The organism is Roseobacter sp. YIN89 (assembly GCF_057219365.1).
The window spans coordinates 529,991-552,253 of sequence record NZ_JBXVVD010000002.1; the positions used below are offsets into that span (position 1 = coordinate 529,991).

Annotated in this window: 22 protein-coding genes and 2 tRNA genes; 9 read left to right on the top strand and 15 right to left on the bottom strand. The window is 57.2% G+C overall.

Annotation, left to right across the window (positions count from 1 at the left end; genetic code table 11):
• The first annotated feature begins 75 nt into the window (after window positions 1–75).
• Window positions 76–3,516, top strand: coding sequence for a pyruvate carboxylase (locus tag AC2D8V_RS08745; RefSeq protein ID WP_484733144.1), 3,441 nt, complete (start codon window positions 76–78; stop codon window positions 3,514–3,516).
• A gap of 72 nt (window positions 3,517–3,588) precedes the next feature.
• On the opposite strand, the gene AC2D8V_RS08750 is transcribed toward AC2D8V_RS08745, so the two are convergent.
• A complete protein-coding gene (locus AC2D8V_RS08750; protein ID WP_484733145.1) occupies window positions 3,589–5,277 on the bottom strand; it encodes a hypothetical protein in 1,689 nt (562 codons plus the stop codon).
• A gap of 385 nt (window positions 5,278–5,662) precedes the next feature.
• Here AC2D8V_RS08750 and AC2D8V_RS08755 point away from each other — a divergent pair.
• Window positions 5,663–5,737, top strand: a tRNA-Gly gene (locus AC2D8V_RS08755).
• A gap of 225 nt (window positions 5,738–5,962) precedes the next feature.
• On the opposite strand, the gene mnhG is transcribed toward AC2D8V_RS08755, so the two are convergent.
• Genes mnhG through AC2D8V_RS08785 form a run of 6 tightly spaced genes read right to left on the bottom strand, consistent with a single transcriptional unit; the run spans window position 5,963 to window position 11,997 of the window.
• Window positions 5,963–6,349, bottom strand: coding sequence for a monovalent cation/H(+) antiporter subunit G (gene mnhG, locus AC2D8V_RS08760; protein WP_484733146.1), 387 nt, complete (start codon window positions 6,347–6,349; stop codon window positions 5,963–5,965).
• Window positions 6,346–6,633 carry a K+/H+ antiporter subunit F gene (locus AC2D8V_RS08765; protein ID WP_484733147.1) on the bottom strand — a complete coding sequence of 96 codons (288 nt, stop codon included), beginning with the start codon at window positions 6,631–6,633 and terminating at the stop codon, window positions 6,346–6,348. The genes mnhG and AC2D8V_RS08765 overlap by 4 nt, the downstream gene beginning before the upstream one ends.
• Window positions 6,630–7,130, bottom strand: a complete 501-nt coding sequence (locus tag AC2D8V_RS08770; protein WP_484733148.1) for a Na+/H+ antiporter subunit E — start codon at window positions 7,128–7,130, stop codon at window positions 6,630–6,632. Before AC2D8V_RS08770 ends, AC2D8V_RS08765 begins: the two co-directional genes overlap by 4 nt.
• A 1-nt stretch (window position 7,131) precedes the next feature.
• Window positions 7,132–8,772, bottom strand: coding sequence for a monovalent cation/H+ antiporter subunit D (locus AC2D8V_RS08775; RefSeq protein ID WP_484733149.1), 1,641 nt, complete (start codon window positions 8,770–8,772; stop codon window positions 7,132–7,134).
• Window positions 8,769–9,128, bottom strand: a complete 360-nt coding sequence (locus AC2D8V_RS08780; RefSeq protein WP_484733150.1) for a Na+/H+ antiporter subunit C — start codon at window positions 9,126–9,128, stop codon at window positions 8,769–8,771. The genes AC2D8V_RS08775 and AC2D8V_RS08780 overlap by 4 nt, the downstream gene beginning before the upstream one ends.
• Before the next feature lies 1 nt (window position 9,129).
• On the bottom strand, window positions 9,130–11,997 hold the full coding sequence (locus tag AC2D8V_RS08785) for a monovalent cation/H+ antiporter subunit A (protein ID WP_484733151.1): 2,868 nt from the start codon (window positions 11,995–11,997) through the stop codon (window positions 9,130–9,132).
• Window positions 11,998–12,185: 188 nt separating this feature from the next.
• Here AC2D8V_RS08785 and AC2D8V_RS08790 point away from each other — a divergent pair, with 188 nt between their 5' ends.
• On the top strand, window positions 12,186–13,376 hold the full coding sequence (locus AC2D8V_RS08790) for a CaiB/BaiF CoA transferase family protein (RefSeq protein WP_484733152.1): 1,191 nt from the start codon (window positions 12,186–12,188) through the stop codon (window positions 13,374–13,376).
• Here the strand turns inward: AC2D8V_RS08790 and AC2D8V_RS08795 are convergent.
• Complete coding sequence (locus AC2D8V_RS08795) at window positions 13,369–13,596, bottom strand: hypothetical protein (protein ID WP_484733153.1); 228 nt, start codon at window positions 13,594–13,596, stop codon at window positions 13,369–13,371. The genes AC2D8V_RS08790 and AC2D8V_RS08795 overlap by 8 nt on opposite strands.
• 110 nt (window positions 13,597–13,706) lie before the next feature.
• Complete coding sequence (locus AC2D8V_RS08800) at window positions 13,707–13,946, bottom strand: Lrp/AsnC ligand binding domain-containing protein (RefSeq protein WP_484733154.1); 240 nt, start codon at window positions 13,944–13,946, stop codon at window positions 13,707–13,709.
• A gap of 139 nt (window positions 13,947–14,085) precedes the next feature.
• On the opposite strand from AC2D8V_RS08800, the gene hisB reads away from it, so the two are divergent.
• Together hisB and hisH are read left to right on the top strand one after the other, a co-directional pair.
• Window positions 14,086–14,673: an imidazoleglycerol-phosphate dehydratase HisB gene (gene hisB, locus AC2D8V_RS08805; RefSeq protein WP_484733155.1), complete on the top strand. Its 588-nt coding sequence runs from the start codon at window positions 14,086–14,088 to the stop codon at window positions 14,671–14,673.
• A gap of 1 nt (window position 14,674) precedes the next feature.
• Window positions 14,675–15,313 carry an imidazole glycerol phosphate synthase subunit HisH gene (gene hisH / locus AC2D8V_RS08810; protein WP_484733156.1) on the top strand — a complete coding sequence of 213 codons (639 nt, stop codon included), beginning with the start codon at window positions 14,675–14,677 and terminating at the stop codon, window positions 15,311–15,313.
• Window positions 15,314–15,426: 113 nt separating this feature from the next.
• On the opposite strand, the gene AC2D8V_RS08815 is transcribed toward hisH, so the two are convergent.
• Entirely contained in the window at window positions 15,427–15,813 is a 387-nt protein-coding gene (locus tag AC2D8V_RS08815) for a DUF2147 domain-containing protein (protein WP_484733157.1), read from the bottom strand.
• A gap of 153 nt (window positions 15,814–15,966) precedes the next feature.
• Here AC2D8V_RS08815 and hisA point away from each other — a divergent pair, with 153 nt between their 5' ends.
• The 3 genes from hisA to AC2D8V_RS08830 all read left to right on the top strand — a co-directional run bounded on the left by hisA (window position 15,967) and on the right by AC2D8V_RS08830 (window position 17,848).
• Window positions 15,967–16,686 (top strand): 1-(5-phosphoribosyl)-5-[(5-phosphoribosylamino)methylideneamino]imidazole-4-carboxamide isomerase, encoded by a 720-nt coding sequence (hisA, locus tag AC2D8V_RS08820; RefSeq protein ID WP_484733158.1) that lies wholly within the window; start codon window positions 15,967–15,969, stop codon window positions 16,684–16,686.
• Between the two features lie 89 nt (window positions 16,687–16,775).
• A complete protein-coding gene (gene hisF, locus AC2D8V_RS08825; RefSeq protein WP_484733159.1) occupies window positions 16,776–17,537 on the top strand; it encodes an imidazole glycerol phosphate synthase subunit HisF in 762 nt (253 codons plus the stop codon).
• Window positions 17,534–17,848: a phosphoribosyl-ATP diphosphatase gene (locus AC2D8V_RS08830; protein ID WP_484733160.1), complete on the top strand. Its 315-nt coding sequence runs from the start codon at window positions 17,534–17,536 to the stop codon at window positions 17,846–17,848. Before hisF ends, AC2D8V_RS08830 begins: the two co-directional genes overlap by 4 nt.
• A gap of 36 nt (window positions 17,849–17,884) precedes the next feature.
• Here AC2D8V_RS08830 and AC2D8V_RS08835 read toward each other — a convergent pair whose 3' ends face one another.
• The 3 genes from AC2D8V_RS08835 to rlmB all read right to left on the bottom strand — a co-directional run bounded on the left by AC2D8V_RS08835 (window position 17,885) and on the right by rlmB (window position 19,674).
• Window positions 17,885–18,352: a CoA-binding protein gene (locus AC2D8V_RS08835; protein ID WP_484733161.1), complete on the bottom strand. Its 468-nt coding sequence runs from the start codon at window positions 18,350–18,352 to the stop codon at window positions 17,885–17,887.
• A gap of 207 nt (window positions 18,353–18,559) precedes the next feature.
• Window positions 18,560–18,874, bottom strand: a complete 315-nt coding sequence (locus tag AC2D8V_RS08840) for a hypothetical protein (RefSeq protein WP_484733162.1) — start codon at window positions 18,872–18,874, stop codon at window positions 18,560–18,562.
• A gap of 11 nt (window positions 18,875–18,885) precedes the next feature.
• Complete coding sequence (gene rlmB, locus AC2D8V_RS08845) at window positions 18,886–19,674, bottom strand: 23S rRNA (guanosine(2251)-2'-O)-methyltransferase RlmB (RefSeq protein WP_484733163.1); 789 nt, start codon at window positions 19,672–19,674, stop codon at window positions 18,886–18,888.
• Between the two features lie 113 nt (window positions 19,675–19,787).
• Here rlmB and AC2D8V_RS08850 point away from each other — a divergent pair.
• A tRNA-Tyr gene (locus AC2D8V_RS08850) sits at window positions 19,788–19,871 on the top strand.
• Window positions 19,872–19,950: 79 nt separating this feature from the next.
• Here AC2D8V_RS08850 and AC2D8V_RS08855 read toward each other — a convergent pair.
• Both AC2D8V_RS08855 and AC2D8V_RS08860 read right to left on the bottom strand, forming a co-directional pair.
• Complete coding sequence (locus AC2D8V_RS08855) at window positions 19,951–21,141, bottom strand: MFS transporter (protein ID WP_484733164.1); 1,191 nt, start codon at window positions 21,139–21,141, stop codon at window positions 19,951–19,953.
• A complete protein-coding gene (locus AC2D8V_RS08860; protein WP_484733165.1) occupies window positions 21,113–22,255 on the bottom strand; it encodes an aminotransferase class I/II-fold pyridoxal phosphate-dependent enzyme in 1,143 nt (380 codons plus the stop codon). Before AC2D8V_RS08860 ends, AC2D8V_RS08855 begins: the two co-directional genes overlap by 29 nt.
• Window positions 22,256–22,263: the final 8 nt, after the last annotated feature.

Consider the following 22,263-nt stretch of genomic DNA (forward strand, 5'->3'; position numbering starts at 1 on the left):
TACCCAGTACTACGTGTTTACGCAGGCGTATGTTCCGCTTAAACAATCGCCAAGCTCCGCAAGAAAGAGGCCTCCATGCCAGAATTCAAGAAAATCCTGATCGCCAATCGCGGCGAAATTGCCATCCGCATCATGCGGGCCGCGAACGAAATGGGAAAAAAGACAGTCGCGGTCTACGCGGAAGAAGACAAACTGGGGCTGCACCGGTTCAAGGCAGATGAGGCATACCGCATTGGCGAAGGTCTGGGACCGGTCGCGGCGTATCTCAGCATTGATGAAATGATCCGCGTCGCAAAAGCGTCTGGCGCCGATGCGATCCATCCCGGCTACGGTCTTTTGTCGGAAAATCCGGACTTCGTGGACGCCTGTGACCAGAATGGCATTACCTTCATTGGACCACGCGCCGAAACCATGCGCGCTTTGGGCGACAAGGCGTCCGCCCGTCGGGTGGCAGTTGCCGCAGGTGTGCCTGTCATCCCCGCCACAGAAGTACTTGGCGACGATATGGCCGCGATCAAGGTGGAGGCAAAGGACATCGGCTACCCCTTGATGCTCAAAGCATCTTGGGGCGGCGGTGGTCGCGGCATGCGCCCGATCCTCAAAGAAGCGGAACTAGAAGAAAAGGTCCTTGAGGGCCGCCGCGAAGCCGAAGCTGCCTTTGGCAACGGCGAAGGCTATCTCGAAAAGATGATCCTGCGAGCACGTCACGTCGAGGTTCAGATCCTCGGCGACAAGCATGGCGGAATGTATCACCTTTTCGAACGGGATTGTTCAGTACAGCGCCGCAACCAAAAAGTGGTGGAACGGGCACCGGCGCCGTACCTCACAGAAGACCAGCGCGCTGAAGTTTGCGACCTCGGCTACAAAATTTGCAAACACGTCAACTACGAATGCGCCGGCACAGTCGAGTTCCTGATGGATATGGAAAACGACAAGTTCTATTTCATCGAAGTCAATCCACGCGTGCAGGTCGAACACACCGTGACCGAAGAAGTCACCGGCATTGACATCGTTCAGGCGCAAATCCTGATTGCAGAAGGCAAGACCATCGCCGAGGCCACCAACAAGCCAACGCAGGATGACGTGCGGCTCAATGGCCACGCGCTTCAGACCCGTATTACCACTGAAGACCCACAAAACAACTTCATCCCGGACTATGGCCGCATCACAGCTTTTCGCGAGGCGACCGGCATGGGGATCCGGCTTGACGGCGGCACCGCTTATTCAGGTGGGGTTATCACGCGATACTACGACAGCCTGCTTGTTAAAGTGACAGCCAAAGCGCAGACACCCGAGGCCGCCATAGCGCGAATGGACCGGGCCTTGCGCGAGTTCCGTATTCGCGGCGTGTCGACGAACATCGCTTTTGTCGAGAACCTGCTGAAACACCCGACATTTCTGGACAATACCTACCATACCAAGTTCATCGACCAGACTCCGGAGCTTTTCCAGTTCTCCGGGCGACGCGACCGCGGCACCAAAGTGTTGACATATATTGCCGATATCACCGTCAACGGCCACCCAGAGACCAAAAGCCGCCCCCTGCCCGCCACCCATGTCAAGGATCCACGCCCACCGAAACAGCGCGCAGAGCCACTGATGGGCTCGCGCAACCTTCTGGAGCAAAAAGGCCCGCAGGCCGTGGCAGACTGGATGAAACAGCAGCGCCAGTTGCTGATTACGGACACCACAATGCGAGACGGCCACCAGTCGCTGCTGGCAACCCGTATGCGGTCCATCGATATGATCAAAGTTGCTCCGGCCTATTCGGCCAACCTGCCGCAGCTTTTCTCGGTTGAATGCTGGGGCGGCGCCACCTTCGATGTAGCCTATCGTTTCTTGCAGGAATGCCCGTGGCAGCGGCTGCGTGACATGCGAGCTGCCATGCCCAATCTTATGACCCAGATGTTGCTGCGCGCATCGAACGGCGTCGGCTATACAAACTACCCAGACAACGTCGTACAGGAATTCGTGCGCGTCGCAGCTCAGACAGGTATCGATGTATTCCGCGTATTCGACAGCCTGAACTGGGTCGAAAACATGCGTGTCGCCATGGACGCAGTCATCGAGCAAAACAAGATTTGCGAAGGGACGATCTGCTATACCGGCGACATCAACGACCCCGACCGCGCCAAGTATAATCTTAAGTATTACGTGGATATGGGCAAAGACCTGCGCGACGCGGGCGCCCATGTATTGGGCCTGAAGGATATGGCCGGTCTGCTAAAACCTGCAGCTGCGCGACAACTGGTGCGCGCGCTCAAATCCGAAGTCGGGCTTCCGATACATTTCCACACCCATGATACTGCAGGTGTCGCTTGCGCAACCATCCTCGCAGCCTCGGAAGCTGGCGTTGACGCCGTCGATTGTGCGATGGACGCGCTATCCGGCAATACAAGCCAGGCCACGCTCGGTTCTGTGGTTGAGGCGCTCCGCCACACCGATCGCGATACCGGGCTCGATCCGAAGGCGATCCGCGAAATTTCAGATTACTGGGAAGAGGTCCGGGGGCACTACGCCGCTTTCGAGACCGGTATGCAGGCACCCTCCTCCGAAGTCTACCTGCACGAAATGCCCGGTGGACAGTTCACCAACCTAAAGGCACAGGCCGCAAGCCTCGGATTGGAGGACCGCTGGCACGAGGTCGCGCAGACTTATGCAGATGTGAACCAGATGTTCGGCGACATCGTGAAAGTGACCCCCTCCTCGAAGGTCGTCGGCGACATGGCGTTGATGATGGTCAGCCAGGGTCTGACGCGTGCCGACGTGGAAGACCCCTCAGTCGATGTGTCTTTCCCGGAAAGCGTCGTCGATATGATGCGGGGCAATCTGGGCCAACCACCAGGCGGCTTTCCCGCCAATATTGTGGCCAAAGTGCTGAAAGACGAAAAGCCGAACACTGAACGCCCCGGGGCGCACCTGCCGCCCGCAGAACTGGAAGCGATACGGAAGGAAGTTTCACAAGCGATGGAAGGCCGCAGCGTCGACGATGAAGACCTGTCCGGCTACCTAATGTACCCCAAGGTATTCCTTGACTACATGGGGCGTCACCGTACCTACGGCCCTGTGCGCACTCTGCCGACACGCACCTTTTTCTACGGCATGGAGCCGGGCGAAGAAATCACCGCCGAAATTGATCCTGGCAAGACGCTGGAAATTCGGTTGCAGGCAGTCGGTGAAACCAATGAAGACGGCGAAGTAAAAGTTTTCTTTGAACTGAATGGCCAGCCTCGCGTGATCCGTGTGCCAAATCGACTGGTTAAGGCGACGACGCAAAGCCGGCCAAAAGCAGAAAGCGGTAACGCCAAACATATCGGCGCACCTATGCCAGGCGTGATTGCGTCTGTCGCCGCTGCAGTTGGCGCCAAGGTCAAGGCTGGTGATCTGTTGCTGACTATCGAAGCCATGAAAATGGAAACCGGCATCCACGCCGAAAAGGATGCGGTCATCAAAGCCGTGCACGTAACGCCGGGTGGTCAGATTGACGCGAAAGATCTGCTTATAGAGTTCGAATAAGAACTTCACGGGCCTGCAAAGAAAAACCCCGGCACAGGGTGCCGGGGTTTCGTCTGAATTTTCCGATACGTGTCAGACGTCATCATCCAGTGGAAGATCGCCGCTGTCTTGCTGTGTCGCAGAGGCAGGCACCGAAGCCGCAAGTTCCTGCAGTCCCAGAAGGTTGTTCAACTCTTCCCGGGCCGAACGCGGCAGGTCCTTCGCTCCGGGCATCGCCGCAAAGGCGCGAAACTTTTCAACCTGAGCCTTTTCCAGAGCCACAGCCGCATCAAGTTCGGCACGCTTAGCTTCTTTCAAGGCAAGTGCTGATCTGGACATGTCAGCACGCGCTTTGGTCATTTCTTCAATCGCTTCGGCACGCTCTTGCTGAGACGTTGCATCTTTTTGTGAGCGAAGTGCTGCCAGCATGCCAAGCTCCGCCTCCATCGCGCCCTTGGATGCGACAGACGTCACTGTTGCGGCATTGTCAAAAACGGCCTTGCGTTCAATTTCTATCAAGGCAGCGACGCGGTAGCTGTTCAGCATGCCCGGAAAGCTTTCTGGCGCGGCATCGGTCAAGGCGGCGGTGTTTTCCTGACCGCCAGCAAGCGACTTCAGTGCACTGGCGAGGCTGGCACGGGCACCGGAAAGCAAAGTACCTTTTACTGCCGGGCGCATGGAGACAGAGGCCATCTCGCGCTCTGCAAGCTCGCTTTGCGTTGCGCTGGTCGTTTCTGCAGTCTCAGTGCTGCCACCAGCAGACTGACTTGAAACGGCACGTCCTTGCCCCGCATTTGCAACTTGGCGCGTATCTGGTGCGGCCTGTGCGGTGTCGCTTTCATCGAAAGATGATGCATCAAGACCAACGGTCTGATTGCCCTGCCCCTGATTGGCAGCGGAACCGCCCGAAACGTCATTCACGGGATTCCGGCCAGTTCCTTGCGGAGGAAACGCAGCATCGGTCACAGCGGCCGCGCCGCCTGTTCCGAACGATCCTTCGAGGTCGCCACCTGAAACGGATCCACCGGGGATGATCATAGCGGTTTCGACCGGCTGAGAGGTTACCGCCTTGGATGGACGTGAAGGATTCGCCGCTGGGACTTGGCCCGCGACTTTAGTCTTGGAACTCGGGCGGCGTTTGACTGTTGCTTTCGGCTTGGGCGCTACAGGAGCAACCTCCTGCTCGCGGACCTTTTGGTGACCCGGTACACTGAACAAACGCGCGAGCGTTTTCTCGAACGGCGCTGGCTGGCGCGCGCGTTCGGAATTACCTCGGTCACCGTTAGGGTTGGGCCCCTTGGCTGTTTTTGCACGCGGGTTGCGATCGCGGTCGTCGTAATAAGAATCGTTACTCCCCCCGTCGTCACCGGTACGCGGGCTATTTCCGAAGTTTCCGTTCCCGTTGCCTTGGTTGCCGTTGCCTTGGTTGCCGTTCCCGTTGCCCTGGTTGCCACCACTGTTGGATGACCCGTTGCCATTGCTGTTACCGGAATTGCCGTTTGTGTTTCCAGAATTGCCATTGCCTTGGTTACCGGTGCTGGTTGATGCGCCGTTACCGTTGCTGTTACCTGAGTTGCCATTGGTGTTGCTGGAGTTGCCGTTGCCTGAACCGCCGGTTTGCTGCGCGTAGGCAAAGTCGTACATGACCGCATTCATAGCCAGCCCGGACGTGAGCGAGACCACGAGGGTCATTGCCATAGTGCGTTGTGCAAAGCGGTATTTCATTTCACGTCTCCAGATACGGCTCTGAAAGGTAGTGGCCCCGTATCCAAGAATGGCCATTTCACGTTGCGTCACCGAGATTTGTAGCGGGGAAATAAGGCCAATATGTGCCGCATTTATAGCGAATTGAGGCATAATTTATCCCAAATTGCCTTAAAACGTGGCTCGAACACGGTCGCATTTTACAGGTTCCGTGAGCAAATTTGACGTAACTTTTATGGCCAGTCAGACATCGCACTGGCGAAAAACTGTCACAGTGCGAATTACGTTCTTTTCAAGCCCGAAGCCCAAGTAACCAAGGGGTTTGCTTAAACTAGTGCGGAGGTTAATTGCAGGGTTGCCCTAAAATCGGCCTCCCGATTTTTTTGCACTTTTTTCGCTGACTGCGGGATTTTCCTCTTGCAGCTTTGGCGCGTCGCAGTTATTCCACGGCTCACCCAAGGAAGCGGGCGTAGCTCAGGGGTAGAGCATAACCTTGCCAAGGTTAGGGTCGGGCGTTCGAATCGCCTCGCCCGCTCCAATGGGACCATCCTCGACAAGCGTATTTTTAGCGTACCGGCACGCCATATTGGGCGTGTTGTGTCACGCGATTGATTTAGTCCTTACAGTCATCTCAGGCTGCGCCACCGTCCGAAATCTCGCGTTTTTGCACACACTGGCACATAATGCTGGAAAGTCGTGCTCACACCACAGAAGCACAAACTTCCTGGAAGTTGACATCGACAACGCCGTCAGACGCGTTCACTTAGCCTTGGGTCGGCTCCACGCTGGACTGATCGCTCTCCGGCACATCCAGCGTAGACCATGTCGCGTCACGTGGCGGTTTTGGCGTCGGATCGCAAGCGCGTTTGTGAATGTTCACCTTGGCGATGAAATTCGCTGAGATTGGCGCTGTCACAAACAAAAAGAGCAGGATCAACAACTCGTGCATCGACCCATCCCGGAAGGCATAAGAACCGCAGACGGAGGCTAGAAGAAATGCTCCGATACCGACCGTGCCAGCCTTGGTCGGCGCATGCAGGCGCGTCATGCCATCGTTCAGTTTCAGAAGCCCGATCGCCGCGACAAAGGTAAAGATGGTGCCCACCAGTAAAAAGAATGCAGCGGCGTATTCAAAGAGAACCGTGATCATTCGATGATATCCCCCCGCAGTACAAAGCGTGCCAGCGCGACGGTCGAAACAAAGCCGAGCATGGCGATGATCAAAGTCACCTCGAAATAAATACTGGTACCCTGAGCAATACCGAGAAGAACGATCAGGCCAATGGCATTGATCACCATCGTATCCAGCGCCAGAATGCGGTCGCCCGAATCCGGTCCGATGACCAGACGAACCATCGCCATGATCTGGCTGAGCGCCAGCGCAACAAAGGCAAGGGTGAGAGACCACCCCATCAAATCACTTGCAAGGGTCATTCGAAAATCTCCTTCAGGCGTCTTTCGTAGCGTTCTTTGATCTCGTCACGTACTGCATCAGGATCGTCGGTGTCCAACGCGTGCACCAGCAGGCTGTGCCCTTCGCTTGACAGATCGGCCGATACTGTACCCGGCGTGAGCGTGATTGTGCCGGCGAGTATGGTAATGGCTTCTGGTGTACGCAGCTCTAGCGGTACCACCACCCAAGCCGGCCTCAGGCTTTCATTGGATCGCGTCAGAATAATCCATGCCACCTGAATATTGGCGACAATAATGTCCCAGATCACGAGTAGCGTGTAACTGATCATCTTGAAGGCACGGACTCCTTGCGGACGATCCGGCCACCACTTGGCTGTCATGCGCGGGATCACGATGCCAAGGATGAGGCCAAAGACAGCCATGCCCGGCGTAAAATCGTTTTGAAGCACTACCCAGATGATCGCCATCATCAGCGTCAGCAAAGGGTGCGGAAAGAGCCAGTGTAGAAAACGCGTCATATCAGTGTCCGTCTCCTTTTTTGCCAGCGTCATCGCCTTTCGCCTTTGCGGCTTTTGCCCCGCCATAAGCCCGCGTCGGATCGCCTTCACGCGTCTTGTCGGCCTCTTTCGCTTTTGGCCGCGTTAACTTGCCCGGCGTGCCGACAACAGCCGAGATATAAGGCTGAGGTGTAAAAAGCTGCGCTGCCGTGGTGGTCATGTAGCGGTGCATCGGGCCTGCAAGCGCGGTATGCGCGATCAACAAGCCGACAAGTCCCGCCACAGCCACATAGGACATGATCGCCGGTGGCGACGGTATCGCCGCGTCTGACGCACGCTCAACGGACTTCGCTTTCCAGAACAACACGGAACCGGCGCGCGCAAATCCGACGACATTCACCAGGCTGGAGATAAGGACAAGCGCAAAGACCCACGCCATGGCCTGTGTCGGAAACGCCGCGGCCAACACAAGCAGTTTGCCCAGAAATCCGGACAACGGCGGCAAGCCTGCCATGGCGATTGCGGCAACGAAATAGAGTGCGGACGTCGGCACAGCACCTGCGACACTGGGTTGTGCGGTCAGTGACAGATCATCCCGCCCGGTACGTATCAGGTCACATATCAGGAACAGCGTTGCTGCAGCGAGTGTTGAATGGACGATGTAGTATAGGGCCGCCGCGATACTTTCTGGCGTAAAGAGCGAAATGGTCACCATGACCATGCCCATCGATCCGATTACGGAAAACGTCACCAGTCGGTCGATCTTTTTTGCGGCCAACACACCAAGCGCACCGAGGCTCAGAGACGCGAGTGCCGCAGGCAGCAACCAAGTGGCCTGCAGACCGGCTGTGACCTCCAAATCCGGTGGAAAGATCATCGTGTAGACGCGGATGATCGCATATGCGCCTACCTTGGTCATAATCGCGAACAAGGCTGCGACAGGAGCCGGCGCCTCTGCATAGCTGGACGGCAACCAGAAGTGTAACGGCACCAGCGCAGCTTTGATCGCAAAGACAAGGATCAGCAAAACCGCTGCAATGCGGATGCCGACGCTTTCATCAGGTCCGATAAGCGCGACACGTTGCGCCAGATCAGCCATGTTGAGCGTACCTGTTTCAGCGTAGATCGACCCCAGTGCAAAGAGAAACAGAGTCGATCCGATCAGGTTGAACAATACATACTGTACGCCCGCGCGCAGCCGCTCGCGCCCACCCGAGTGGATCATCAGCCCGTAAGATGCAATCAACAGCACTTCGAAAAAGACAAAGAGGTTGAAGAGGTCACCTGTCAGGAATGCTCCCATTATCCCCATGAGCTGGAACTGGAACAAAGCGTGGAAGTGCCATCCACGCTGGTCCCATCCGGACCCGATGGCATACAGCAGGACCATGAGTGCCAGAACTGCTGTCAACAGGACCATAATGGTCGACAATCTGTCGCCGACCAACACGATCCCGAACGGCGCCGCCCAGTCGCCAAGCTGGTACAGCGTGATCGTTCCGTCCGACGCCTGCCACGCGAGGCCGCCTGCAATAATGATCAGCGCCAGAACACCAACCACAGAGAACACGCGCTGAATGGTCATGTGATACCGGGCGGCCAGCACGATGAACGGTGCCAGCACCGCCGGCAGGATCACCGGAGCGATTATCCAATGGTTCATGTCGCATCCTCCGCCTGATGATCTTCGTCGGACGGGTCATTCACACTGTCATCATCGGCGTGCAGGAACGCTCCCAGAGCGATCATCACTACAACTGCAGTCATCCCGAACGAGATCACGATGGCAGTCAGTACCAATGCTTGCGGAAGGGGATCGGTATATACCAAACCTTCGACACCTTTTTGCAGTATCGGAGGCGCGCCAATCGTCAGGCGCCCGGAGGCAAAGAGAAAAACGTTCACAGCATAAGTCAAAAGCGACATTCCCAGAATAACCGGAAAGGTCCGTAGGCGCAGGACGAGGTAAAGCCCCGCTGCCGTCATCACACCAATGGCAGAGGCAACCAGAAATTCCATGTCAGGCACCTCCCTTCATGGCATCGATGGGGTCTTCTCGTGATGGATCGATATCCATGGGGTGTTCCGTATCCGGAACATGCGCGCGTCGCGCCAGTCGCGAAAAGCTTTCAAGTGACAACATCACCGCGCCAACAACAGCCAGAAATACACCAAGATCAAAAAGCGCTGCGGTCGCGAGTTCGAACTCGTTAAACGGCGGAATGCGCACGTAGGTGAAATCAGAGGTCAGGAACGGTTTGCTGACGAACCAAGACCCGATGCCCGTCAATCCGGCAATTAACACGCCTGCACCGATTATCCCGTGATAGGGATATCGCAGCCGCGCGGACGCCCAGCCAAAGCCTGAGGCCATGTATTGAACAACGACACCGATCGACACGATCAGGCCGGCGATAAAACCGCCTCCCGGTTCGTTGTGGCCCCGCAGAAAGATATAAAAACCCACGAGCATTACGATCGGCATCATGACGCGCGTCATCACCACCATCATGGTTGGATGCACGTCACCTGCCAGCGGCTTGTCCGGTTTACGATTGAGCAAACGCGCCCGAACCGGCCCGTCCAGCAACGCTTCGGTCAGCGCATAGATCAGCAACGCGGCAATGCCCAAGACAATGATTTCGCCGTAGGTATCAAAACCCCGGAAATCCACGAGGATCACATTGACCACGTTCGTGCCGCCGCCGCCCTTATAAGAGTTCGCAAGGTGGAATTGCGAGATGGACGTAGAGACGGCGTCGCGCAGTAAATAGTGATACGCGAGCCCAAAGGTTGCGAGGCCCCCTGCAGCCGCGACCACGGCATCACGTGTGCGTCGCAACACCGAGCTTTCGACGGGCGTGCGGTTCGGCAGAAAATTCAGCGCAAGAAGCAAAAGAATAATCGTGACAACTTCGACTGTGATCTGCGTCATCGCAAGATCCGGAGCGCTGAAGAACACAAAGCCCACCGACACCATGAGGCCGACAATACCGATAAGGATAAGGGACAGAAGCCTGTTGCGGTGCAACAGCATCAGGCCAAACGTCGCCGCCACAAGCATGATCCAGCCAGCGATCGGCACAGGCCCGGCTGCTTGTACGGTCCGCGTTGCCTCCGCAACGGTACCAGTTGAATAGGCGTAGTACCCTGCCCCGGTGATCGCCACAGCAGCCACTGCCGCGTATCGCGAGAAAGATCCATTGTGGAGCGGCAGCATGGCGAGCTGCGCGGCCCGAACGATCGAGTCGACCAGCCCTTCGAAAATGACCTTGGCTTCGGGGCGTGGCGTGTTCTCCCACAGCCGCAGAAGCGGTGAGTAAATCGCGAGCAGGATAAGCCCGCCCACGGTGGCAATCACCGACATATAAAGCGCCGGCACCAGACCATGCCAAATCTTGAAATAGGCCGTGGGCGCCTCAGCCTCGCCGCCCAGCACTGCTGCAGTCACCATTTTCACAAACGGCTCTGCCAGAAACGGCGCAACACCGATCAAAACGACAAGTACCACGAGGATCGCCGGAGGCATCCACATACCCGCACCGGGGTCATGAGGTTTGGCCGGGTAATCATCACGCTTTGCACCAAAAAACGTGTGGCTGATGAATCGGAAGCAATACGCCGCTGAGAAAAGAGAGCCGACGGTGGCCAACACCGGCACCAGCCACGGCGTATTGAACAGTACTGTGTGATTGGCCTCTTCCAGCATCATTTCCTTGGACAAAAACCCGTTCAGAAGCGGGATGCCAGCCATGGAAAGCGCGGCAAGAGTGGCAATGACAAATGTTATCGGCATCAGATGGCGCAGCCCGCCCAAACGCCGGATGTCACGGGTGTGTGCCTCGTGATCGACAATGCCGGCAGACATAAACAGCGCCGCTTTGAAAGTCGCATGGTTTAGGATGTGGAACACCGCTGCCATCGCCCCAAAGGCGGTGCCCGTGCCCAAAAGCATGGTAATCAACCCCAGATGCGAAACCGTGGAGAAGGCTAACAGAGCCTTCAAATCATGCTTGAAGATCGCGATCAGCGCGCCGAGCACCATGGTGATCAGTCCAGCCGTTGTCACGATCACGAACCATTCCGGTGTGCCTGACAAAACCGGCCACATGCGTGCCATAAGGAATATCCCTGCTTTCACCATCGTAGCCGAGTGCAGGTAGGCGGAAACAGGCGTTGGCGCAGCCATCGCGTGTGGCAACCAGAAGTGAAACGGGAACTGTGCGGATTTCGTAAAGCACCCTAGAAGGATCAGAATGAGCGCAGGTGTATAGAGCGGGCTTTCCTGAATGAGCTCTCGGTTTTGAAGGATAACACTCAGGTCATAACTGCCGACAATTTGCCCAAGGATAAGCATGCCGCCGATCATCGCGAGCCCGCCCATTCCCGTCACGGCCAGTGCCATTCTCGCACCTTGCCGCCCCTCCGGCAGGTGTTTCCAATAGCCGATCAGCAGGAACGACGACAACGACGTCAATTCCCAAAAAATCAACAAAAGTAGTATGTTATCACTGAGAACAATGCCGACCATCGCGCCTTGGAACAGCAACAGATAGGTAAAGAATTCGCCCATATTGTCGTCGCGAGACAAATAGAACCGGCCATAGGTAATGATCAGCAACCCGATCCCGAGAATGAGGCTGGCAAAGAAAAAGCCCAGCGCATCGAGCATCAGGTTGAAGTTCAGCCCGAGAATGGGCAGCCAATCGACACCAACTGTCACGATCTGACCGGCAAAAACGGCTGGCGCATTGGTCAACAGTCCGATGAAAGCCGAAAGCGTAACGGTAAACGTGATACCGGCACAGGCCTGCCGGCCCGCGGAATTCATCAACCCGGGCAACAGCGCCCCGAGAAAGGGTAAGGCGACGACAAGGAAGAGAGACACGCGAACTCCTGATCTTTTGGCCCGAACTAGCTAGCGTTAATGTGTCAGATTTAATCGGACCACAAGCAAAACCAACAGAAATTGTCACGATTTAATCGCGAACCACCCGAATTCGGGGGCTTTCGGCGCGTCCTGATTAGCGCGGCCAGCTTGACAGATTGCACCGCACGCATGACACAACCGAGGTGATGAATTCTGCTGATGTCTTTATCCTCACAGACAGCGGCGACCACATTGCGGGGAGAATGCACATGGCAGCGGCGCTTGACGGAATTCTGGTACTGGCCCTAGAGCAGGCGGTTGCAGCCCCTTTGTGCACAGTAAGACTTGCCGACGCGGGGGCCCGAGTAATCAAGGTCGAACGGCCTGTTGGTGAGACGGCACGACATTACGATTACGTCGTGGACGGAACCTGCACCTATTTCGCCTGGTTGAACCGCGGCAAGGAAAGTGCGGTACTGGATCTTAAAGGTGCCGATGACATGGCACTCTTTCGACGTATGTTATCGCGTGCCGATGTACTCGTCCAAAATCTGGTTCCTGGCGCCATGGATCGTATGGGCCTCGATAACGCAACGCTGCGTCGCGACTTTCCCCAGCTGATCTCGGTTGCGGTGCAGGGATACGGGCGGGATACAGACTATGCTGACATGAAGGCCTACGACCTGCTGGTTCAGGCAGAAAGCGGTCTATGCGCGATCACCGGGACGCCACAGGAACCTGCGAAGGCCGGTGTCCCGGTGGCAGACGTGGCCACGGGCGGGTGCGCCCATGCTGCCGTCCTTGAGGCGCTGATAGAACGTGGCCGCACGGGTACCGGACAATGCATTGAAGTCGCCATGTTCGATGCTCTCGCCGACTGGTTGACCGTACCGTTTTTGCATTACGAGCACGCAGGTACGGAAACCGCGCGCCACGGCATGTCGCATGCTACCGTGTACCCCTACCGTCCATACGCCTGTCGGGACGGGTCAGTTATCATCGCAGTTCAGAACAACGACCAGTGGGAACGTTTGTGCCTCAGGGTATTTGATCGGCCTGATCTCCATGCCCACCCGGATTTTGCGTCTAACGCACAGCGGATCGCAAATCGCACTGCGGTCGATAATGCTCTGGCCCCGCTTTTCGCCCGGATGACCGTGGCAGAAACGATCGCCGCCTGTGATGCCGGCGGCATCGCGTGGTCGCGTTACAGGGAAGCACGCGAGCTTGGTGCGCATCCGGCGCTACGCCGCGTAGAGGTCGCCCTCGAAAACGGCAATACAGTAAGCCTTCCGCGACCATCCGGACGCGGCACTGATTTCGCGCCGGGGGCCCTTCCGCGCTTGGGCGAGCACACGCAATCGATCCGGCAGGAATTCCGCGACAAGTCTAGTTGATCGGATACTGCCGCAGGCAGCGCTGCGCCAAGACCTGAAAGTCTTCCAGCGTTTCTCCGACATTTCGTCGGTCGCGCACCACTTCGAGCGCCGCTTTCTTCTGCGCCCAACTGCCCGAGACGTGCCGGTCGAGAATCGCTACCGTAACGCGCAGCAGAACTTCCTTCTCCGCGTCGGTCATCAGCCCCGCATCCGACAGTGCAACCGCCGTCAGCGCCATAGCATTTGCGCAACGCAACGCGCCGGCTTCCTCTCCGGAATACACCTTTGGTTCTGCCGCGACCGCAGTCGCTGCCCAAAAACAGAACGCACCTGAGAGGACCCCGCGTCTCAAAATACTTTGAACGTCATGGTGGTCAGCGATCGTTCGATCCCTTCTATGTCGAGCAGGTTCTCGTTGATGAATTTCCCGACGTCTGCATCTTTCGGAATGTAGATTTTCATCATCAGGTCATAGTCGCCACTGGTGGAATAAAGCTCCGAGTGGATTTCCCTCAAGGCAATCTCTTCGGCCACACGGTAGGTCGTGCCCGGCTTGCAGCGGATCTGAATAAACACACAAGTCGCCATGACATCTCCTGCAGCGCGAACCTAGCCATAAGCTGGCATATCTAGCACAGGGGCCGCAATCCCTGAATGTCGCGTCTTGGCGCGCGCCTCAAGGCTGTTATAAGAGCGCGCGAACTCAAAGTGACCGGAGACGATCCCCATGCGCACCCACAGCCTGACCCGCACCACAGCGGAGACAGACATCTCCGTCAAGATCAACCTTGACGGGACAGGCACGTATGACAATGAGACGGGGATCGGCTTTTTCGATCACATGCTGGATCAACTGGCGCGTCACTCGCTGATCGATATCACGGTGCGCGCCAAGGGCGATCTGCACATCGACGACCACCACACTGTCGAAGACACCGGTATCGCGCTGGGGCAAGCGCTTGCCGCCGCTCTGGCCGACAAAAAAGGCATTCAACGCTACGGGTCCTGTCTGCTCCCGATGGATGATGCATTGGTGCGGTGTGCGCTCGACTTGTCCGCGCGGCCGTTCCTGATTTGGAACGTGCCAATGCCAACTGCCAAAATCGGCACATTCGATACGGAGTTGGTTCGCGAATTCTTTACCGCCTTCGCGACCCACGGCGGGATCACGCTGCATGTCGACATGCTGCACGGGCTTAACAGCCACCACATCGCCGAAGCCGCGTTTAAATCCGTGGCGCGCGCACTGCGCGTCGCTGTGGAAACCGATCCGCGCAAGGCGGACGCGATTCCGTCTACCAAAGGTGCGCTCTGACGTGCTGACCGCCATTATCGATTACGAAAGCGGCAACCTGCATTCGGCGCACAAGGCGTTCGAACGGATGGCACGTGAAACCGATGCAGGTGACGTAGTTGTCACCAGTGATGCCGAAGTTGTGGCACGCGCCGATCGTCTCGTATTACCCGGCGATGGCGCATTTCCCGCCTGCATGACAGCGCTGAAGGGGCACTCCGGGCTCTATGGCGCCATGGTCGAAGCTGTCGAGAACAAAGCGCGCCCCTTCATGGGGATCTGTGTGGGCATGCAGTTGATGGCGAGTTGGGGGCGGGAATACGAAGACACCAGGGGCCTTGACTGGATCTCTGGTGAAGTCATCAAAATCAGCCCGCAGGACACCGCGTTGAAAGTGCCACACATGGGATGGAATGACTTGGTTATTGAAACGCCACACCCTGTATTTAACGGCGTTGGCACAGGTGATCATGCCTACTTTGTTCACAGCTACCACATGCGGTGCGATGATCCCGCACAGCGGCTCGCCCACGTGGACTACGGTGGCGATGTCACCGCGGTGATTGGCCGTGGCACGATGATCGGCCTGCAATTTCACCCCGAAAAGAGCCAGAGCGCGGGGCTGCGGATGATTGCCAATTTTCTCAACTGGCAGCCCTGAACAAATTAGCCCTTCAGCGATAATGCGAAAAGGCGCGACGGGTCAGTCGCGCCTTTGTCAAATTGCTGCGAACCAAAAACTCAAAGGCGCGGCGGATGGTTAAAATTGCAGGATCACTGCACCCGGGCCCAAGTCTGCTTGGAGCACAAGAGCCCACCAGCGACGCAACCGCGCAGGCGCACCCTGTCACCATCCAGCGCGATTTTACCTAGGTAAATCTTGTCGTTGCTCGGCCGCCAGACTTTGCCCTCGTAGGCTCCGTTTCCTTGGGGCGCCATGTCGATCACCAGCGTCTTGCCCTTGTTGGGTGACTGGTATTCGGCACCATCTTTGAATGTACGTGCGATCTTGCCGCAAAAGTTTGCGCCGCACGGTGCGATAACCACATGCGCAAAGGCCCCATCATCAGGCTCGGTTTGCCAGGTGCCTTCCAGCGGGTCCGCCGCAGCCAGTGTGGTTGCGCTCACCAGAGCAGCAAAAGTCGCAAAAATAGTTTTCATCTTGGTTCCTCCCCTCGTTTGTCCGGACCGTGCCGCGCGTTACAGCCCGCAGGCAAGCGTTACGGTACGTCGCCGCGCGAGTTGACCTTACGTCGCGTTGCATTTGGCAGGGTGCTGGTGCAAAAGCCCCGCAAACAACGCAAAGGAAACGTCATGATCCTCTACCCCGCGATTGACCTCAAGGACGGGCAAGCCGTACGCCTCGTGCATGGGGACATGGCGCAATCCACCGTGTTCAATGATGACCCAGCGGCGCAGGCGCGCAGCTTTGTGCAAGCCGGATGCAAATGGCTGCACCTTGTCGATCTCAACGGCGCCTTTGCAGGCACACCTGTAAACGCAGCACCCGTCGAGGCCATTCTGAAATCCTGCAACGTACCAGCGCAATTGGGTGGCGGGATCCGCGATATGGCCACCATCGAAAGCTGGCTCGACAAAGGATTGGCGAGGGTCATCCTCGGCACCGTTGCTGTGGAAAACCCCACATTGGTTCGCGAAGCCGCGCGGGCCTTTCCCGGGCAGGTTGCGGTCGGCATTGATGCGCGCAAAGGAAAGGTCGCAACCAAGGGGTGGGCCGAAGAGACCGATGCTGAGGCGACCGAGCTTGCCAAATCCTTCGAAGATGCAGGTGTTGCAGCCATCATCTACACGGACATTCTGCGCGACGGCGCCATGGGCGGACCGAACATTGATGCCACCGCAGATCTTGCCCGCGCCGTTTCAATTCCCATTATCGCATCAGGTGGCGTGTCATCGCTGACCGACTTGCAAGCGCTGAAGTCCACAGGCGTCATCTCCGGCGCAATATCCGGGCGGGCGCTGTATGACGGTGCAATTGATCTGCGCGAAGCACTGGCAGCTCTTGCAACATGAGCAAGCTCTTTCACTTTGCGCGAAAAACTCCCCCCGGAGGGCCGGTTCGCTATCTTGCCGTGCACCGCTGCATCGCCTAAACCAGCCCCATGCTCAAGACGCGCATCATCCCCTGTCTCGACGTGGCTGACGGCCGCGTGGTGAAAGGCGTGAACTTTGTCGACCTGCGCGACGCGGGTGACCCTGTCGACGCCGCCATTGCCTATGACGCCGCAGGCGCGGACGAGCTTTGCTTTCTGGACATCACTGCCACTCACGAGAACCGCGCAACAATGTTTGACGTGGTCACCCGCACTGCGGAGCATTGCTATATTCCGCTGACAGTTGGTGGCGGCGTTCGTACAGTTGCCGATGTTCGGGCACTTTTACTTGCCGGAGCCGACAAGGTGTCGTTCAATTCGGCGGCGGTTGCCAATCCCGAGGTCGTGGCGCAAGCCGCCGATCAATTTGGCAGCCAGTGCATCGTCGTTGCCATCGATGCAAAGACTGTTGCACCCGGAAAGTGGGAAATCTTCACACACGGCGGGCGGAAACCCACAGGAATTGACGCCATCGAGTTCGCCAAGCTGGTGGTCGCCAAGGGAGCGGGCGAAATACTTTTGACGTCGATGGACCGCGACGGAACCCGCGCTGGGTTTAACTTGCCACTGACACGTGCCATTTCTGACGCCGTGGCCGTGCCGGTCATCGCCTCAGGAGGCGTGGGCACGCTCGATCACCTTGTGGAAGGCGTTACCCAAGGCGGAGCCTCCGCCGTATTGGCCGCGTCCATTTTCCATTTTGGCGACTACACAATTGCCGAAGCCAAACAGCATATGGCCGCCGCAGGTATACCTATGAGGCTGACATGACTCTCGACAAGCTATTTGAGACAATATCCGCGCGCAAAACCGCAGACCCGAAAAGCTCATGGACTGCGCAACTTCTGTCCAAGGGGCCGGAAAAATGTGCTGAAAAATTTGGCGAAGAAGCTGTCGAGGCCATCATCGAAGCCGTCAAGGGCGACCGAGAGGCCCTTACCCGCGAAGCAGCAGACGTGCTTTACCATCTGCTGGTGATGTTGGCTGCCCGGGATGTCAGCCTCGACGCGGTCCTGTCAGAGCTTGAAAGCCGCCGATCGCGTTCCGGCGTCGAGGAAAAGGACGCGCGCTCGGGACAATAAGCAATCATTCTACCTGCGGTGGGAAATGAAGGCGGCTTACAGCCTAGAAGAAATTACCCCTGTCGCGAACCCGCCCATACGCAACTCCCCAAAGAGGCGTTGATATTCAATCTTCGGGCACCGGTTCTGTATCACTGTCACGCCACGTGCTTCTGCCATTTGCGCTGCGTCGGCATTTTCCACACCAATCTGCATCCAGACCGTCTGCAGGTCTTCAAAAGCGTCAAGCGCATCGCTGACAATTTCCGGCACAGCTTCTGAGCGACGAAAAATGTCGACCATATCCACCCCGCCCTCAATATCCGAAAGGGCGCCAAACACCGGCTTGCCAAACAGCCGCTCACCAGAATGGCGCGGATTTACCGGAAAAATCTGATAGCCCTTGAGATCGAGATACCTCGCCACGTAGTAACTTGGCCGCACTGGATTCATCGACACGCCGACAATCGCGATGCGGCGCGTTCGTTTCAGAATGTCTTTCAAGAGTGTATCAGAATAAGTCATACCGCACCCTACCCGCGCTAATCGTGGAAAAAAAGAGCGCCCGGTGCTTATCGCACGGGCGCTGCAAGGTACGGAACGAGGGACAGTCTTACAGATCAAACAGCGTTCCGGGCCGCTTGATACGTCTGAAATAGGTATTGAAACCCATTCTTCCAGAGTTTCTCTCAAAACCGTGAACACAGCCTTAACCCGGCTCGATTTAATGATTCAATCAAAGATGTCTTCGATCACGTCTATCGCTTCTTCCAGCACATACCGCATGAGACTTTTGCGACGTTTACGGGGGCGCTTGCGGGAGTGATACTTTTTGGGCTCCGGTGTGGCATAGGGGCGCTTGTGCTTACCGTGTCCCAGAACTTCTTTTCTGTCAGATCGCGCGGCATCATCCGACTTCAACCGTTTCATATCGTGCAAAGGCGCCCCGCAACGGTCGCAGGCAAGTTCATGCCTGTCTCGACCAAGCACCAATGCGGCGCGTGAACCGCAGTAGCTGCATGTCGCGATTTTAGTGGTGTGCGCCATCGATGGCCTTTCTAACCCTTTGCCTGATCATGTCGACGGGACGCATACAAGGCTATTGCAGCGGCATTCGAGACGTTAAGTGACCCGAAAGCACCTGCTGCATCTATCCGCACAAGTGCGTCCACTGTATCTTTGGTTTTTGGCCGTAGCCCCGGGCCTTCTGCCCCGAGAACAAGCGCCACCGGACTGTCCTGACGCCCCTCGATCGCCGCTTCGACGGTCTTGCTTGCCTCCCCGTCAAGTCCAAGCACGAGATATCCCATGGACTGTAAGTCTTGAATGGCCTCCGCGAGGTTCCGGACCCGAAGATAAGGCTGGCGTTCCAATGCTCCACTTGCAGTTTTTGCAAGCGCGCCGGTTTCCGGCGCAGAGTGATGTCGCGTTCCAATGACCGCCGAGGCACCCAGAACTTCGGCAGATCGGAGGATCGCACCGACATTGTGCGGGTCAGTCACTCGGTCCAACAGGATCACCCGCGGCGCAATATCCCCGATACAGACGTCTTCCAGCGTCCCCCAGTTAAGCGGCTTGACCTCCAAAGCGGCCCCCTGATGCACAGAGCCAGGATCAAGCGGCGCATTGAATTTACGCGGATCAACTACCTCGGGTACGATGTCACTTGTGTCGATGGCCTCTTGCAACTTGGCTTGTGCATTCATTGTCACCACCAAACGCAACTTTTCGCGATGCGGATTGACCAGAGCATCGCGTACCGCGTGCAACCCGAACAGCCAGACCGTCTCGCGTGACCGCGACTTCTTGTCTTGCTCTTTCTGCACGACCCACTTGGGCTTTTTCATATCGCTTTCCCGCTGTTTCCGGATGGCGAAAAATCCCTGCGTTTTCGGGTTGACGCCATTTTGGTCCGCTTGTAATCACGCCTTCACTGCCGATGCAATGCACTCGGCATCGTGGGCGACAGGCCGCAAGGTGTGGCAGGGGACTGTAACTCCCTCGCGGAGACGCACGCCTGGTTCGATTCCAGGGTCGCCCACCACTTCACTCCCGTTGATTTGACCAACTGCATTTCACGCCACTCAGGCCCAGCTCGCGCATCGGCAATGTTGTGTTGGCCTTCACGCGGTTTTGCTCTGCAATCGCCGGAAGAGCCACCACAAGGGAATACAAAGCAAAAGCAGACCGGCAGCAAGGACAATAGGTGCTCCGGCCCAACCTGACGCGTCGCGGACCACCCCGTATATTGCCGGCCCCACGCCCATAACCGCATAATAAATGGCAAAGTAAATTCCCATGGACAAGGAACGCAATTCCGGGCGCGCCGCTTCAACAGGCATGACCATGATCGTCGCAGCCGCCGGGCCAATCGCCAGGCCGACGGCGGCCATTGTCCAGATGGACCCCGCAGTCATACCAACGAATGGCAAGACACCAATGAACACGGCTGACGCCAGAAAACAGATCAGCGCCGGAATATCCCGATGCGGTGACCGCGCGGCAAGCCAGCCGCCCGCCGCCACTGAAAAAATCGCGGTCCAGCCGATGACGCTTGTTGCCGCCGCAGCAGTGACAGTGGTGAAACCATTGTTTTCCAACAGGCCTGGTGTCCATGCGATCGCCCCAATCAGTGCGACATTGTAGATCGCCCATATCAGGCCAGCCAGAATGACCCGCACCCACTCTTGCGAATAAAAACGCGCCTTGACCTGCAGCGCAGGCCCGGTTGTCCGAGGCGGTTCACGCCAGATCATCCAGAGCAATAGCCACCCGGCCACGCATAAGACAGCCGGTAACAGCAAGGCCGCATCAAGCCCAAAAGCCCGTGAAAAAAACTGTAGCGTCAAGGTCGCGATTGCTATTCCAGCCGGCCAGCTAGAGACAAAAACGCCCATAGCTGTTGGCAGATCGACGCGGCCTTCAAACCAATCCGCAACCATTTTCGTCCCCATGACATTCAAGGCCACGGCACCAATGCCTGCGACCGCGCGCCAGATCAGAGCGAATTGATACTCGTTAGACAGCCAGCCAGCCCCGCCTCCGATGGTCATCAACCCCAAGCCGACAAAGGCTACACGCGCGGCCCCCACCCGCTGGGCCAGCCAGCCGCCTATCAAGGCAACAGCAGCACCGGGCAACAGGTACACGCCTGCCAAGACCCCCAGAGCCGTAAAGCTGATCCCGCCAGGTCCGGTCAGATCAGACGCGAGTGCAGCCACCGCCTGAAACTGAAACCCCATGGTCATCCGCGCAAAGGTCATGACCAGCAGAATTTTCCATGCGTCAGACACCGCGATTGTTCCGCATGACATGCGCTTCCAAAGCGGCCAGTCCTTCGTCCAGGCCGTATCGCCCTAGCCCAATGCGAAATCGATCAGACGGTGCCGGCCCCAAATCTGAACTATAGATGGTGCTGGGCAGCACAAGCACGCCTGCCTGTTCGACCAGATCGCGGGCAAAGGTATCAACGCCTTCGGCGCCTTTGTAGCGCGGATACGCCATGCAGGACCCATCCGGTGCCTGCCAGTCGAAAAGCTCTGGATGGCGGGCAAAGAACGCCTCCCATTTTGGCAGGTTCTCGTCCACGATTGCGCAATTACGGGCCAGCAAAGCATCGCGGTTTTTCAAGGCGATCAACGCCAGTCTTTCCGAAGGGCCCGAGTTGCAGATCGACAGGTAGTGTTTCATTCGCTCCATCCGCGCGAGCACTGCGTGATCCTGACAGGCGATCCAACCGATACGCAATCCTGGCAGACCGTAGGATTTGGACATAACGCCCAACGACAACCCGCGTTCGTATTCATCGGCAATGAACGGAAGGTGTTCGGTCCCAGTGGGGCCAAGCCCGTTGAAAATTTCATCATGCAGGATGTAAAGACCGTGATGCCGGCACAATTCAATCAGCGCCTGATAACGATCCAGCGACAGGATGGCCCCCGTCGGGTTGTGTGGAAAATTGATTGTGACCAGTCGCGTATTGGGCTGAATGGCAGCGGCAACCCGATCGATATCAAGAGACCACCCGTCATCAGGATCCAACGGCACCCCTGTGGCCGAACATATTGAAAGTGGAAGGGTTTCATGTGATTGATAATTTGGCGTCACCACGATCGCATGGCTGTCGCGATCAAGGATGACGGCATTTGCCGCAAAGATGCCTTCGCTAGCGCCGGCAAAACACAATATGTCATCGGCCGTGCGCTGTGCATAAGTCTGCGCGATGGCAAAGCGCAGATCCGGCGCCCCAAATGTTTCAGTGTACCCAAGCCACATCCCTTCGAAAGCTTCACGGTCCGCATCGCTGGCCATGCCAAGCAGATCGCGCAACGAGATGCTTTGCGCGTCAGACGCTGTCAGATGGTGCTCGGCCTTGAACTCCCACTTGGCAAAGTGCGTTTCCAGTCGAAAATCGGGCAATGTGGTCATGGGCGTCC

Excerpts from the sequence above, each read along its gene's own strand:
- hisB (WP_484733155.1), top strand. The coding sequence starts at position 14,086 with ATGCGCACCCACAGCCTGACCCGCACCACAGCGGAGACAGACATCTCC.
- AC2D8V_RS08860 (WP_484733165.1), bottom strand. The coding sequence starts at position 22,255 with ATGACCACATTGCCCGATTTTCGACTGGAAACGCACTTTGCCAAGTGG.
- hisA (WP_484733158.1), top strand. The coding sequence starts at position 15,967 with ATGATCCTCTACCCCGCGATTGACCTCAAGGACGGGCAAGCCGTACGC.
- AC2D8V_RS08775 (WP_484733149.1), bottom strand. The coding sequence starts at position 8,772 with ATGAACCATTGGATAATCGCTCCGGTGATCCTGCCGGCGGTGCTGGCA.
- AC2D8V_RS08795 (WP_484733153.1), bottom strand. The coding sequence starts at position 13,596 with ATGGCGCTGACGGCGGTTGCACTGTCGGATGCGGGGCTGATGACCGAC.
- AC2D8V_RS08780 (WP_484733150.1), bottom strand. The coding sequence starts at position 9,128 with ATGGAATTTCTGGTTGCCTCTGCCATTGGTGTGATGACGGCAGCGGGG.
- mnhG (WP_484733146.1), bottom strand. The coding sequence starts at position 6,349 with ATGATCACGGTTCTCTTTGAATACGCCGCTGCATTCTTTTTACTGGTG.
- AC2D8V_RS08840 (WP_484733162.1), bottom strand. The coding sequence starts at position 18,874 with ATGGCGCACACCACTAAAATCGCGACATGCAGCTACTGCGGTTCACGC.
- AC2D8V_RS08835 (WP_484733161.1), bottom strand. The coding sequence starts at position 18,352 with ATGACTTATTCTGATACACTCTTGAAAGACATTCTGAAACGAACGCGC.
- AC2D8V_RS08745 (WP_484733144.1), top strand. The coding sequence starts at position 76 with ATGCCAGAATTCAAGAAAATCCTGATCGCCAATCGCGGCGAAATTGCC.
- AC2D8V_RS08770 (WP_484733148.1), bottom strand. The coding sequence starts at position 7,130 with ATGACGCGTTTTCTACACTGGCTCTTTCCGCACCCTTTGCTGACGCTG.
- AC2D8V_RS08790 (WP_484733152.1), top strand. The coding sequence starts at position 12,186 with ATGAATTCTGCTGATGTCTTTATCCTCACAGACAGCGGCGACCACATT.
- AC2D8V_RS08855 (WP_484733164.1), bottom strand. The coding sequence starts at position 21,141 with ATGTCATGCGGAACAATCGCGGTGTCTGACGCATGGAAAATTCTGCTG.
- AC2D8V_RS08815 (WP_484733157.1), bottom strand. The coding sequence starts at position 15,813 with ATGAAAACTATTTTTGCGACTTTTGCTGCTCTGGTGAGCGCAACCACA.
- hisF (WP_484733159.1), top strand. The coding sequence starts at position 16,776 with ATGCTCAAGACGCGCATCATCCCCTGTCTCGACGTGGCTGACGGCCGC.
- rlmB (WP_484733163.1), bottom strand. The coding sequence starts at position 19,674 with ATGAAAAAGCCCAAGTGGGTCGTGCAGAAAGAGCAAGACAAGAAGTCG.
- AC2D8V_RS08750 (WP_484733145.1), bottom strand. The coding sequence starts at position 5,277 with ATGGCCATTCTTGGATACGGGGCCACTACCTTTCAGAGCCGTATCTGG.
- AC2D8V_RS08765 (WP_484733147.1), bottom strand. The coding sequence starts at position 6,633 with ATGACCCTTGCAAGTGATTTGATGGGGTGGTCTCTCACCCTTGCCTTT.
- AC2D8V_RS08800 (WP_484733154.1), bottom strand. The coding sequence starts at position 13,946 with ATGGCGACTTGTGTGTTTATTCAGATCCGCTGCAAGCCGGGCACGACC.
- AC2D8V_RS08830 (WP_484733160.1), top strand. The coding sequence starts at position 17,534 with ATGACTCTCGACAAGCTATTTGAGACAATATCCGCGCGCAAAACCGCA.